We start from the raw sequence: 13,602 nt of genomic DNA, 5'->3' as shown, positions 1-13,602 counted from the left end.
CTTCACACTCAAAACCCAGGCTTCACACTCAAAACCCAGGGCTCACGCCCAAAGCCCAGGCCTCGCGCTTGAGCGGCTAGGTCGCCGCGCAGTGCGGTGGCCGGCACGGCTGGCCGTCTCGACTGCCCAGGCATCCCGGGACCGGGTCGGCGCCGGTGACGCGCGCGGGTTCGCGGCCATCGCGTAGTTCGTCGATCAAATCCGCTGCCAGCCGGGCGAATCGGCGGTCTGCGTTGGGCGTGGCGGCGCGGGCGAACGTGACACCGAGAGCGTCGGCCTCCAGGCGTAGTTCGTGGTCGAGATCCCACACCACTTCGATGTGGTCCGCGACGAAGCCGATGGGACACACGATTACGGACCTGATACCGGAAGCGGACAGCGCAGCGAGGTGATCGGCGACGTCGGGCTCGAGCCACGGAACCTGCGGCGGACCGGACCGGGACTGCCACACCACGTCGTAATCCCGGAAGCCGGCTGCCGCCGCTACAAGCCTTGCGGCATATCCGATTTGGCGGCTGTAGAGATTCGGCCCGCACCGCTGGTCGGCGGCGATCGGGATGGAATGCGCGGTGAAAATCAACCGGGCATCCCGTGGCACGGTGTCGGCGGCGGCGACGACGGCGTCGGCGAACATCTCCACGAACAGCGGATGGTCGAAGTAGGTTCTCAGCTTGACCAACTCGGGCGCTTGCGGACCGGCCGCCTCCCGCGCCCGCGCGATGTCCTCGACATACTGCGTGCAGCTGGAGTAGCCACTCCACGCCGACGTGGTGAACACCGCCGCCCGACGAACACCGTTGTCTCGCATGAGTTTTACTGTGTCTTCGACATACGGTTGCCAGTTGCGGTTGCCGAAGTAGACCGGCAGGTTCTGCTCGGCTTCCAATTCGGCGATCAACGCGCGGTTGATGCCGTTGATCGGGGACACACCGCCGAAATGGTAGTAGTGCTCGGCGACCGCGTCGAGGCGCCCCGGCGGCACACCCCGGCCGCGGGTGACGTTCTCCAGGAACGGGCGAACCTGTTCGGGCGCTTCCGGCCCACCGAAAGACAGCAGCAGGACGGCGTCGAAGTTCATTGTGTCCTAGAGCAATTGGGTATGAGCGCCGCCGTCGGCGAAGATGATGTCACCCGTGGTGGCCGGCAGCCAATCGGACAGCAGCGCGCACACCGTCTTGGCGACCGGCGTCGGGTCTTTCATGTTCCAGCCAACCGGAGCGCGCTGATCCCAGCCGTCTTCGAGCAACTGGATCTGGGCACCTGCCTCTTCGCCCAGCGCGCCGCCGACGATCGCGGCCATCGCCAGCGTCCGGATCGGGCCGGCCGCAACCAGATTCGACCGCACGCCGTGCTTGCCGGCCTCGCGCGCCACGAACCGGTTCACCGATTCCAGGGCACTCTTGGCGACCGTCATCCAGTTGTATGCCGGCATGGCCCGGCTCGGGTCGAAGTCCATCCCGACAATCGAACCGCCCTGGTTCATGATCGGCAGCACCGCTTTGGCCAGCGAGGCATACGAGTACGCCGAGATGTGGATGCCTTTGGAGACGTCCTCATAAGGTGCGTCGAAGAACGGGTTGATCCCCATGCCGGACTGCGGCATGAAGCCGATCGAGTGCACCACGCCGTCGAGTTTGTTGCCCTCGCCGATCACCTCGACGACCCGGTCGGCGAGGGTGTCCAGGTGCTTTTCGTTCTGGACGTCGAGTTCGATCAGCGGCGCTTTCTCCGGCAACCGGTCCGCGATGCGCTGAATCAGCCGGAGTCGGTCGAATCCGGTCAGCACCAGTTGCGCGCCCTGCTCCTGGGCGACCCGGGCGATGTGGAACGCGATCGACGCGTCGGTGATGATCCCGCTGACCAGGATTCGTTTGCCTTCGAGCAGTCCTGTCATGTTTGTCCTCTTCCCTCTGACCCTCAGTGCCCCATACCCATGCCGCCGTCGACAGGAATGACCGCGCCGGCGATGTAACTCGCATCCTCGGACGCGAGGAAGCTGACCACCCCGGCGACTTCCTCGGCGGTGCCGACCCGCTTGGCCGGAATGAAGTCCAGCGCCCCAGCCTGAATCCGCTCGTCCAGCGCGCGGGTCATCTCGGTGTCGATGTAACCGGGAGCGACCACGTTCGCCGTCACCCCGGCCTTGGACAGTTCCCGCGAGATCGAGCGGGCCATGCCGATCAGGCCGGCCTTGGAGGCGGCGTAGTTGGCCTGGTTGCCGATCCCCCAGCTGCCCGAGACCGAGCCCACGTAGATGATCCGGCCGAACCGCTTCTTCTGCATGCTGCGCGAGGCGCGCTGGGTCACCCGGAACGCCCCGGTGAGGTTCGCGTCGATGACCTTCCGGAACCGCTCCTCGGTCATCCGGATCAGGAAGGCGTCCGCGGAGATCCCGGCGTTGGATACCAGCACCTCGACCGCACCCTGATGCTCCTCGACCTCTTTAAAAGCACGGTCGACGGCGTCGGTGTCGGTGACGTCACAGACGACCCCGAACAAGCCCTCGGGCACCCCCGATCCGCGGTGCGTGACGGCGACCTTGTGTCCGTCGGCGGCCAGTCGCTGCGCGATGGCCAGCCCGATCCCCCGGTTTCCGCCGGTGACCAGGACCGATCGGGACACAAAAGGGGGTTTACCCCCGTTAGCCGCGGGCTCGGATGCGAGTTCGGTGGCTGCTCCTGTCACCCCGCCAACTTATCGCCTTGCCACGATTTCACTGCAATCGGCTCGGTTGCTTACGATCGGGGCTGCATGGCCGACCCGTCGACCCGTACCAACGCACCGTCCGCCCGAGCGATCTTCGCCGCTTGCGGCGGCGGTTTGCTGATTCTGCTGTTGTTGCGCAACTCAGACCTGTTCACCCGCGCCATCTACGAGGCCGGGGATCCCGCGTCGAACTCGATGCTCACCATTCAGGCAAAGCACTTCTCCCTGTTGACCGGCCACTACTCGAGGGTCGGTTTTCACCATCCGGGACCGGCGTACTTCTACCTGCAGGCCGCCGGCGAATGGCTGCTGCACGACGTGCTGCACGTGGTCCCGGCGGCTTACAACGGCCAGGTCGTCGCGGTCATGGCGCTCAACGCGGCGTTGCTGGGACTGGCGTTGACGATTCTGTACACCTGGCTGGGCTCGTCGTGGGGCGTGCTCGCCGCGGCCGGCGTCGCGCTGATCTTCCTGGCTGAGCACAAGCAACTGGTCTGCTCGACCTGGATCCCGCATGCCTGCTTCGCGCCGTTCGTGTTGCTGCTGTTCGCGGCCGCTTCCGTGTCGGCCGGGCGGCTGCGTCATCTGTGGATCATGGTGCTGGCCGGCGGCCTGCTGGTGCACGGGCACGCGGAGTTCCTGGTGCTGGTTCCGCTGCTGGCGGTGGTCGCGCTGATCCCGCAGTGGCGCAATTTGTCCACCCACCGGCGTGAGGTTTTCATTGCCGCGGGCGTGCTGGGGATCTTCTTGCTGCCGATCGTGCTGAATTGGCCCGGGGAGATCCCGAAGTACATCGAGTACGGGCATCGTGCGCCGAACCCTCCGCTGGACGCGGCCAAGTTCCTCGTGCAGTTCTGGGGTCCCAATCCCGCGCTGGGCACGCTGTTCTTGATCGTGTTGTTCGTCGGGAATTTCTTCCTGGTCCGCGCTTTGGCGCGCCTCGACAGTGACGATCCCCACGAGTTCTCCCGGCACCTGTTGCGGGTGACCGCCGCGGCCACCGTGCTGTTCGGGTTGTACTGCTGGTACGGGGTGGATCAGCTCTTCGCGTCCTACATCGGGATCTTCTCCTACGCGCTGCCGCTGACGTTGCTGATGCTCGGATCGTCGGCACTGGTGGTGCTGACTACCGCGCGGCGTCACTCCTGGATACGACGACTGCCGGTCGGTGTCGTAGCGGTGGGCCTGGTGCTGGCCCTCACCACCCCCGGATTGCGCAGGGATCACGACGATCTGGCCGGGGTGCCCGCCGCCCTGAGCTACATCGACGCCCACGCCCACGGCCGACCGGTGCTGCTGGAGACACGCACCGACGAATCGTGGGCGGACGCGCTCGCGTTGGCGTTGGCGGTCAGCCGGGACGGCAAGCGCGCCTGCCTGACTCAGGACCGCTGGCGGTTGCGGACCACCACCGAGTTCATGTGCACGCCTGAAGAATTGGCGGACGGGGCACGGTTCACGCTCAGTCGCGTGCTACCGCCGCCGCCGGGCACGCCGATCGTGCCGAATCTCAATCCGATCCCGGCGTCGTATCCGCCGTCGGCGGTCATTGCCGCCGATTAGCCGGTCGCCGAGTGGCCTGACTAGGTCGGCAGGCGGCGGTTGATCAGCAACGCCGCCAGCGCCGCCACCGCTAGCACCAGCGCGCCGAGCCGCAGCCAGCCCACGCTCGCGTCGCCCTTGATGGTCTCGTAGCCGATCTGCTGCTGCAGCGAGGAGTAGACCGCCTTCAGCTCAGCCAAAGTGGCTGCGTTGTAAGCGTTTCCACCCGAGAGTTGCGCGACCTTTTTCAGGGTCTCGTCGTCCACCGGCACCGGCTGACGCTGGTCGTTGATCTCGACGAACCCATATGGGGTGCCGAACGAGATCGTCGAGATCGGCACACCCTGGTCCTTCGCGGTCCGCGCGGCGGTGAAGGCGCCCTTGGGGTTGTCCGGATTGGTCGGCATCGTCTCTTTGCCGTCGGAGAACAATACGATGCGCGCCGGCGGCGGCGTGTCACCGCCACCGATCACCGCACCGACGGTGGCGATGGCCTGCAGAGCGGTGAAGATGCCCTCCCCGGTGGCGGTGCGGTCGGCGAACTGCAGCTTGTCCAGCGCGGCCTTCGTCGCCTCGCGGTTGGTGGTCGGCGACACCAGCACCGTCGCGGTACCCGCGTAGGCGATCAGTCCGAGGTTGATCCCAGGGGTCAACTCGTCGGCGAACTGCTTGGCGGCCACCTGCGCGGCGACCATCCGGTTGGGTTCGACGTCGGTGGCGCGCATCGACTGCGACACGTCGATCACCAGCATCACCACCGCGCGGTTACGCGGGATACGGACGTCGTTGGTCGGCCCTGCCATCGCGATCGTCAACAGCACCAGCGCGCCCACCAGCAGGATCGCCGGGACGTGCCGCAACGGCGAAGGACGTTTGGGCGCAACGCTTTCCAGCAATTCCATGTTGGCGAATCGCAGCATGCGCCGCTGCCGCGCCAGCTGCAGCACCACATACAGCGCGACCAGGCCGGCCACGACAAACAGGAACAGGAAGAACCACGAATGTTCGAAGCCCGTCAGCGACATCGGGCCCAGCAACGGCAACTTCATCACAAACCCGTCATAGTCAGTCTGTCCGTCACCGACGCCCCGCCATCGCGCCGCGGCGGCGGTTGGAGACGAAACGGACGATGTCGGCGATCCAGTCACGGTCGGTGCGAAGCGTCATCACCGGCGCACCGCAACCGCGGATGGTGCGGGCCACGTCGGCGCGATGCGACGCCGCGGCCCGGGAGAAATCGGTCTGCAACTGCGCGTCGATGGTGAACTCGCGAACCGCACCCGACTCGGCGTCCTGCAACACCACGTCCCCGATGTCGGGCAGTTCCACATCGCGGGGGTCGAGCACCTCGATGGCCAGCACCTCGTGCCGGGCCGCGATCGCCCGCAGCGGACGCATCCAGTTGATCGGCCCCAGAAAGTCGCTGATGATCACGGCCATGCCGCGACGGCGTTCCGGTCGGCGCAATGCGTCGATGGCTGCGGCCAAGTCGCCGCGCACACCCACTGGCGCCTTGGGAGTGGTGGCGATGGTGCGCAACAAGGTCTGCACGTGCTCGCGGCCGGCCCGGGCCGGCACCCGAATTGTGTTCTGGCCGTTGGAGACCAGCGCACCGATCCGGTTGCCGCCGCCGACGTTGAGATAACAGATGGCCGCCGCGGCGGCCACGGCCAGATCGCGCTTCTCGCAGACCGAGGTTCCGAAGTCCAGGCTTGCCGACATGTCGACTACCAGCCAGGTCTCCAGTTCGCGGTCGGCGATCATCTGCCGGACGTGCGGATGGGTGGTGCGGGCGGTGACAGCCCAATCCATCCGGCGCACGTCGTCACCGGGTTGGTAGATCCGCGACTCACCCGGTTCGCTACCAGGTCCCGGGATCAGGCCCAGGTGATCACCGTGCAGAATGCCGTCCAGCTTGCGGCTGACGGTCAACTCCAGGGTGCGTAGCGCCGCCGACAACTTCGGGTCGTCGATGGTGCCACGCATCATCGAGGGCGGATGACGCACCGCGGATTTCTTGTCCGCGGCGGGTTTCGGGTCGGTCACCGACCGCCAGCCGCCACGGTGGCACCCTGCATCACCGGTGCGACCGAATGTCCTTGTTGCGGAACGGCATTCACCTGCGGCAGCGCGACCGTCTGCAGCACGCGGTTGATGACGGTCTCCGCGGTGATCTCGTCGGCGAGGGCGTCGTAGGTGAGCACCAGACGGTGGCGCAGCACGTCGGGAATGACGTCGATGATGTCCTGCGGAATCACGTAGTCGCGCCCGCGCACCAGCCCCAGCGCCCGCGACGCGGCGATGATGCCCAGCGAGGCACGCGGGGAGGCGCCGAACGCGATCCAGGTCTTGACGTCGTTCATCCCCAACTGCTCGGGGTGACGGGTGGCCATCACCACGCGGACCACGTAGTCGACCAGCGCGTGGTGCACGAAGCTGTTGGCCGCGACGTTCTGCAGCCGCAGCAGGTCGCCGGTGTTGAGGATCTGCTTGGGCTGCGGCGGGGTGACACCCATCCGGTAGATGATCTCGCGTTCCTCTTCGGGCGTCGGGTAACCGACGTTGATCTTGAACAGGAAGCGGTCGCGCTGCGCCTCGGGCAGCGGGTAGACACCTTCCTGCTCGATTGGGTTCTGCGTCGCCATCACCAGGAACGGGTTGGGCAGCGGGAACGTCTTACCGCCGATGGACACGTGGCGCTCGGCCATCACCTCGAGCAGCGCCGACTGGACCTTCGCCGGCGCACGGTTGATCTCGTCGGCCAGCAGGAAGTTGACCACCACCGGGCCGAGTTCGGTGTCGAACTCCTCTTTGCCCTGGCGGTAGATGCGGGTACCGACGATGTCGGTGGGCACCAGGTCGGGGGTGAACTGGATACGCGCGAAGGTCCCGCCGACCACCCGGGCGAAGGTCTCGACCGCCAGCGTCTTGGCGACACCGGGAACACCTTCCAGCAGTACGTGACCTTTGGCGAGCAGACCGACCAGCATGCGCTCCACGAGCTGGTCCTGGCCGACGATGATCCGCTTGACCTCGAAGATGGCCCGCTCCAGCGTGTGTACCTCGGCGGCCAGCCCGTCGGCCCCGCCGCCGTGCGCCTCCTGGGTGGGTGGGCCCGAAGGGGCACCCTGGCCCGGGAAACCGCCACCTGCTGTTGTCATCAATAACCCTCCACAGCTCATTCGGACACGACTGCCGTCACGACCAATGTCGCGGGGCAGCGACGTGCCCGCGTTCAACTATTCCAGGCGTCCTGGGATCCGTCGACGTCACCGGGTTCGCTGGCGGGCTGCCGTTGCCCCGCCTGTTCGGCTCAGTACTCGATGATCCTAGTCAGATAAGGAGTCATGCCGGGCTTGCGCACCGGGCTGATGGTGACTTTGCCGGCCAGGCTGGACGCCTCCAGCATTTGGCCGTTGCCCAGATACATGGTGACGTGCTGGCTGCCGTTGGGACCGTAGAAGATGAGGTCGCCGCGCCGCGCTTCGTTCTGCGGAATGTGGCGTCCGGCGTTGTACTGGTCGCCGGAAAACCGCGGGATCAGCACCCCGACGCCGGCGAAGGCGTAGCGCATCAGACCCGAACAGTCGAAGCCGTTGGTGCCGGCACCGGAATCAACGCCCTTGCTGGGGCCCTCCAGCGACCCGCCGCCCCACGAGTAGGGCACGCCCATCTGCGATCCGGCGCGGCGAATCACGTGTTCGATGGCCTGACGACCGTTTGCCCGCGGAATGCGGCTGCCGCTGGTGTTGCCGGCGGCCGGCGCGGCCGGCCCGCCCAGGTTGATGCCCAGCCCGCTGAGAAATTGCTGACCCAGGTTCAGGGTGGTCTGGGTGGCTTGCGCGGTGGCCTGCAGCGAGGCGTTGGCGACGGCCAGTGGATCGCCGGGTGCACCGGCGCTGATCGCGGCCGGCAGGGTCGGATCCCACTCGCCCTCAGCTGCGGCGGGCGGGGCCACAGCGATCACGAGCCCGCTCACCAACCCCAGAATCAACGGGGCGATCCAGGCTAGGGACAGATGAAATCGCTTGTGGCGCATGGGACCTCGTTAATACTCGATATAGCGGACCACGAAGGGTGTCATGCCGCTGGTGCGAACCGGTGCGGTACGCACCTTCAAACCGATGTCGGGCGCCTCGAGCATCTGGCCGTTGCCGAGGTAGATCGTCACGTGCTGGCTGCCGCCGGGGCCGTAGAAGATGACGTCGCCGCGCCGCATCTGGGCGGTAGGGATCTTGCGGCCCTGGTTGTACTGCGAACCCGAGTAGTGCGGCAGTTTGATGCCGACCCCGGCGAACGAGTAGAGCACCAGCCCCGAACAGTCGAACCCGGTGATGCCGGCCCCGGAATCGATCCCTTTGCTGGGCCCGGCGGCGTTTCCCCCGCCCCAGGAGTAGGGCACGCCGATCTGTGCCATGCCGCGGCGGATCACGTACTCGGAAGCCTGCCGCCCGTAGACCCGCGGAATCCGTCCCGACGTCGCGCCGGTCGGCACATTGGTGATTCCCGTGTCGTCGGGCTTGAGGATGCCCAACCCCTGCAGGAACTGTTTGCCCATCTGAGCGGTGACCTGTGCCGAGGTCGCCGAGTAACCCAGCACCTGGTTGACCACCGCGATCGGGTCGCCGGGAACATTGGCACTGGGGATCTGCGGCAGCGAAGGGTCCCACCCGTCCCAGCGACGGCCGCCGTTGGCGCCGGGTGCGGTGTCCCACATGTTCGGCGGCGTGCCCTGCCCGCCCGCCTGGGTCCAGGCGACGAACCGCGCCTGCTGCAACTTGTTCTCGGCCTCGTCGCGCTCGGCGGCCAGGCGATTGACTTCCTCGCGTTGCTCGTCGAACTTGCGGCGGGTGTCGGCCAGCGCGTTCACGGCCGCGTCCTGGCTGGACTTGGCGTCGGCCGCGGCCTGGTCGGCCTTCTGCTTGGCCAGTCGCGATGCCGATTCCTTGTTCACCTGTTCGGTGCGGGCGCGCTGCAGCTTCGTCATCACCGCTTGCGAGCTGGCGGCCATGGTTCGGGCGGCGGTAGCGGCGGCGATCATGTCTTCGGGACTGCGCGCGGTCAGGTAACCGTCCGACGGACCATTCATATAGGTGGCGGCGGCGAAGGTGTCGAACCGATGCTGGGCCGCGGCGATGGCCGCGGTGGCATCCTTGACGGCCTGCTGGCTGGCTTCGAGTTCGCGGCCGGCGGTGTCGGCGTGCTCACGCGCTTCCTCTACCGCGACCAGAGCCTTGTTGACGCTTTCCTGTTCGATTTCGACGGTGTTGCTCAGGTCCTCGAGGCGCTGGTTGGCCTTGGCGACGTTGGCGATCAGCACTGCCATGGAGTCCGCGGCGGGCTCGGCGTGGGCTATTCCGCCCGCCAGCTCGGGGGTGCAGAACAACATCGCCACACTCAGCATCGCCGGCACGGCGGGGCGTACCAGCCGTGCGGTGGTTCGGGAAGCGGAGCCAGGGCGTGTCCGTCTCATTCGACTTGGATCTCCTAGGGCTTAAATCGGACGGACGGCGCCGGTTTTCGGGAAAAGCGCCAAAAGCATCACAAGCATCATTCGCACCGTACGTCACACTTGTCCCGGACGAAACGCACGCCACAAATCGCACTCGGGAAGTGCGTTTACTGTGACCGAACGGTGACCTGCAGGGTTTGCCGAATACGGCGCTTCAGCGCCAGCTATCGCCTCGACGCGAGGTGAAGACCTGGGAAGATAGGTCAGACATCTTCGCTGGACACTGTTTCGGCGAGCGGGGCGGACGTTGCTGCCGAACGCCGGCGAAGCTGCAGGAACCGGGTGCCGGCGGCCGCGGCGAATACGCCGATCAAGACCGCGATGGTGAATGCGGTCCAGGGGAACTCCGGAGTACTCAGTTCGTTGAGAAAGTTCTGTGCGGAGTGCACCGGATTACCGGTCTTGGAATGGTCTTCACCCGCCTCCAGCGTCACCCGCGGAAAGTGCGAGCTGTAGCTGCCGACGTAGCTGGGGCTCAGTACCAGGACGGTGGAGTCGGGGTAGTCGGCGCCCACGACGGTCGCGATGTCACGCAGTGGGGTGTCGTTGGGCGGATTGTGGTCGAGCAGGACGATCTTGAGGCTGATGCCGTGGCTGCGGGCCTGGTTGACGATGTCGAGCAGACCGGGTTCGGGACCCGGCGCCGACGCGACACCGTCCGCTTTGACCTCTGCCTTGATCGTGGTCATGTCGACGTCCTGCGGAATGTATGCGGGCAGGAACGGGATGGTCTGCGGCAACGGCAGTTCGGTCAACTGTTCCCGACCGGTCATGGTGTCGCTCCTCCCGAAGTGCTAGCAGCACCGTACCTGTCGCGCGATTGCGCACCTGCAGACGCGTGCACGGGGCATTTCGACACCCACCTCCCGTGGGGGTTTCGTCATCGGCCTCACCGGACAAGACTGAAGAGTGCGTGTGCCGTGCTAATGCAGGACAAGCGTACTGTTAAAGTGGCACGACTCCGTCGGCACGGCCCGTCGGCGGAAAGAACTTAATTTTTGGGAGTTGATGTGACTAGCAAAGGTTCGGTGAACTCGTTCGAAGCCCGCGACACCCTCGAGATCGGTGACAAGAGTTACGAGATCTACCGACTCGATGCCGTCCCGGAAACCAAGAAACTCCCCTACAGCCTCAAGGTGCTGGCCGAGAATCTGCTGCGCAACGAAGACGGCAGCAACATCACCAAAGAGCACATCGAGGCCATCGCCAATTGGGACCCCGAGGCCGAGCCCAGCATCGAAATCCAGTACACCCCCGCGCGCGTGGTGATGCAGGACTTCACCGGCGTGCCCTGCATCGTCGACCTGGCCACCATGCGTGAGGCCATCGGCGACCTGGGCGGCGACGCCGAGAAGGTCAACCCGCTGGCGCCGGCCGACCTCGTCATCGACCACTCCGTCATCGCCGACCTCTTCGGCACCGCCAACGCCTTCGAGCGCAACGTCGAGATCGAGTACGAACGCAACGGCGAGCGTTACCAGTTCCTGCGTTGGGGCCAGGGCGCTTTCGACGATTTCAAGGTGGTGCCGCCGGGAACCGGCATCGTGCACCAGGTCAACATCGAATACCTGGCCAGTGTGGTGATGGAACGCGACGGGCAGGCCTACCCCGACACCTGTGTGGGCACCGACTCGCACACCACGATGGTCAACGGCCTCGGCGTCCTGGGCTGGGGCGTAGGCGGCATCGAAGCCGAGGCCGCGATGCTCGGCCAGCCGGTATCGATGCTGATCCCGCGGGTCGTCGGCTTCAAACTGACCGGTGAGATCCAATCGGCCGTGACCGCGACCGACGTGGTGCTGACCGTGACCGAGATGCTGCGCGAGCACGGCGTCGTCGGCAAGTTCGTCGAGTTCTACGGCGAGGGCGTGGCCGAGGTGCCGTTGGCCAACCGGGCCACGCTGGGCAACATGAGTCCTGAATTCGGTTCCACCGCAGCGATTTTCCCGATCGACGACGAGACCATCTCGTACCTGAAGTTCACCGGGCGCAGCGAGGAGCAACTGGCGTTGGTCGAGACCTACGCCAAGGAACAGGGTTTGTGGCATGACCCGGAGAACGAGCCGAAGTTCTCCGAATACCTCGAACTCGACCTGTCCACGGTGGTGCCCTCGATCGCCGGGCCCAAGCGACCGCAGGACCGCATCGCGCTCTCCGACGCCAAATCGACCTTCCGCGAACAGATCCCGAACTACGTCGGCGACGACGACGGCGACAAGAACTACTCGAAGCTGGACGAGACCGTAGAAGACTCGTTCCCGGCCAGCGATCCTGGGTCACCGGAGAACGGCAGCGTCGACGACAGGCCGAACGTGGAGTCCGCCGCGGTACATGCCAACGGTCGGGTGAGCAACCCCGTCGAAGTGAAATCCGAGGAGTACGGCGAGTTCGTGCTGGATCACGGCGCGGTGGTGATCGCCGCGATCACCTCGTGCACCAACACCTCCAACCCCGAGGTGATGCTGGGGGCCGCCCTGCTGGCGCGCAACGCCGTCGACAAGGGACTCGCGTCCAAGCCCTGGGTGAAGACGACTATGGCGCCCGGCTCGCAGGTGGTCAGCGACTACTACGACAAAGCCGGTCTGTGGCCGTACCTGGAGAAGCTCGGTTTCTACCTGGTCGGCTACGGCTGCACCACCTGCATCGGCAACTCCGGACCGCTGCCCGAGGAAATCTCGAAAGCGGTGAACGACAACGACCTTGCCGTCGCGGCGGTGCTGTCGGGCAACCGTAACTTCGAGGGACGCATCAACCCCGACGTCAAGATGAACTACCTGGCGTCGCCGCCGCTGGTGGTCGCCTACGCACTGGCCGGGTCGATGGACTTCGACTTCGACGAGGACCCGCTGGGCAAGGATGAGGACGGCAACGACGTCTACTTGAAGGACATCTGGCCGTCGCAGAAAGAGGTCTCCGACACCATCGCTTCGGCGATCAACCAGGAGATGTTCACCAAGAACTACGCCGACGTGTTCAAGGGCGACGAGCGCTGGCAGAACCTGCCGACCCCCGAGGGCAACACCTTCGAGTGGGACGAGGAATCCACCTACGTGCGCAAGCCCCCGTACTTCGACGGCATGTCCGAGGAACCGGAGCCGGTGACCGACATCAAGGGCGCCAGAGTGCTTGCGCTGCTTGGAGATTCGGTGACCACCGACCACATCTCCCCCGCCGGCGCGATCAAGCCCGACACTCCGGCGGCGAAGTACCTCGACGAGCACGGCGTGGAACGCAAGGACTACAACTCCTTCGGCTCGCGCCGCGGCAACCACGAGGTGATGATCCGGGGCACGTTCGCCAACATCCGGTTGCGCAACCAGTTGCTCGACGACGTGTCGGGCGGCTACACCCGCGACTTCACCCAAGACGATGCGCCGCAGGCCTTCATCTACGACGCGGCGCAGAACTATGCGGAGCAGGACATCCCGCTGGTGGTGCTGGGCGGCAAGGAGTACGGCTCCGGCTCGTCGCGGGACTGGGCCGCCAAGGGCACCCGACTGCTGGGTGTGCGGGCGGTGATCACCGAGTCGTTCGAGCGCATCCACCGCTCCAACCTGATCGGCATGGGCGTGATTCCGTTGCAGTTCCCCGACGGGGAATCGGCGGAGTCACTGGGGCTCGACGGTACCGAGACCTTCGACATCACCGGCATCGAGGAGCTCAACGACGGCAAGACGCCGAAGACGGTGAAGGTCAAGGCCAGTAAGGAGACCGGCGGTGACCCGATCGAGTTCGACGCGAAGGTACGCATCGACACCCCCGGGGAAGCCGACTACTACCGCAACGGCGGCATCCTGCAGTACGTGCTGCGCAACATGCTCAAGTCTGGCTAACTGACGACT

At 65.8% G+C, this 13,602-nt stretch carries 11 protein-coding genes; 2 read left to right on the top strand and 9 right to left on the bottom strand.

Features of this window, described 5'->3' with window-relative positions:
* Nucleotides 1-76 precede the first annotated feature (76 nt).
* Genes AC5Y47_RS13945 through fabG1 form a run of 3 tightly spaced genes read right to left on the bottom strand, consistent with a single transcriptional unit; the run spans nt 77 to nt 2,685 of the window.
* A complete protein-coding gene (locus tag AC5Y47_RS13945; RefSeq protein ID WP_499944568.1) occupies nt 77-1,078 on the bottom strand; it encodes a ferrochelatase in 1,002 nt (333 codons plus the stop codon).
* A gap of 6 nt (nt 1,079-1,084) precedes the next feature.
* On the bottom strand, nt 1,085-1,894 hold the full coding sequence (gene inhA / locus AC5Y47_RS13940) for an NADH-dependent enoyl-ACP reductase InhA (RefSeq protein WP_499944567.1): 810 nt from the start codon (nt 1,892-1,894) through the stop codon (nt 1,085-1,087).
* Nucleotides 1,895-1,917: 23 nt separating this feature from the next.
* The gene (gene fabG1, locus AC5Y47_RS13935; RefSeq protein ID WP_499944566.1) at nt 1,918-2,685 is read right to left on the bottom strand and encodes a 3-oxoacyl-ACP reductase FabG1; all 768 of its coding nucleotides are present in this window, start codon (nt 2,683-2,685) and stop codon (nt 1,918-1,920) included.
* 66 nt (nt 2,686-2,751) lie between these two features.
* Between fabG1 and AC5Y47_RS13930 the strand changes: the two genes are divergently transcribed.
* Nucleotides 2,752-4,269 (top strand): hypothetical protein, encoded by a 1,518-nt coding sequence (locus AC5Y47_RS13930; RefSeq protein ID WP_499944565.1) that lies wholly within the window; start codon nt 2,752-2,754, stop codon nt 4,267-4,269.
* Nucleotides 4,270-4,289: 20 nt separating this feature from the next.
* Here AC5Y47_RS13930 and AC5Y47_RS13925 read toward each other — a convergent pair whose 3' ends face one another.
* From AC5Y47_RS13925 to AC5Y47_RS13900, 6 genes are all read right to left on the bottom strand, one after another.
* Nucleotides 4,290-5,297, bottom strand: a complete 1,008-nt coding sequence (locus AC5Y47_RS13925; protein ID WP_499944564.1) for a VWA domain-containing protein — start codon at nt 5,295-5,297, stop codon at nt 4,290-4,292.
* A gap of 28 nt (nt 5,298-5,325) precedes the next feature.
* Entirely contained in the window at nt 5,326-6,237 is a 912-nt protein-coding gene (locus AC5Y47_RS13920; protein WP_499944610.1) for a DUF58 domain-containing protein, read from the bottom strand.
* A gap of 53 nt (nt 6,238-6,290) precedes the next feature.
* Complete coding sequence (gene moxR1 / locus AC5Y47_RS13915) at nt 6,291-7,409, bottom strand: chaperone MoxR1 (protein ID WP_499944563.1); 1,119 nt, start codon at nt 7,407-7,409, stop codon at nt 6,291-6,293.
* 152 nt (nt 7,410-7,561) lie between these two features.
* Nucleotides 7,562-8,287: an NlpC/P60 family peptidoglycan endopeptidase RipB gene (gene ripB, locus AC5Y47_RS13910; RefSeq protein ID WP_499944562.1), complete on the bottom strand. Its 726-nt coding sequence runs from the start codon at nt 8,285-8,287 to the stop codon at nt 7,562-7,564.
* A 9-nt stretch (nt 8,288-8,296) separates the two neighbouring features.
* Nucleotides 8,297-9,721 carry an NlpC/P60 family peptidoglycan endopeptidase RipA gene (gene ripA, locus AC5Y47_RS13905; RefSeq protein WP_499944561.1) on the bottom strand — a complete coding sequence of 475 codons (1,425 nt, stop codon included), beginning with the start codon at nt 9,719-9,721 and terminating at the stop codon, nt 8,297-8,299.
* A 242-nt stretch (nt 9,722-9,963) separates the two neighbouring features.
* Nucleotides 9,964-10,533, bottom strand: coding sequence for an Rv1476 family membrane protein (locus tag AC5Y47_RS13900; RefSeq protein WP_499944560.1), 570 nt, complete (start codon nt 10,531-10,533; stop codon nt 9,964-9,966).
* A 237-nt stretch (nt 10,534-10,770) separates the two neighbouring features.
* On the opposite strand from AC5Y47_RS13900, the gene AC5Y47_RS13895 reads away from it, so the two are divergent.
* On the top strand, nt 10,771-13,593 hold the full coding sequence (locus AC5Y47_RS13895) for an aconitate hydratase (protein WP_499944559.1): 2,823 nt from the start codon (nt 10,771-10,773) through the stop codon (nt 13,591-13,593).
* Nucleotides 13,594-13,602 lie beyond the last annotated feature (9 nt).

This window comes from Mycobacterium sp. NGS22, from assembly GCF_059813095.1.
The sequence above is the reverse complement of the archived record's forward strand: the minus strand, read 5'-3'. Positions and strand labels throughout refer to the sequence as shown.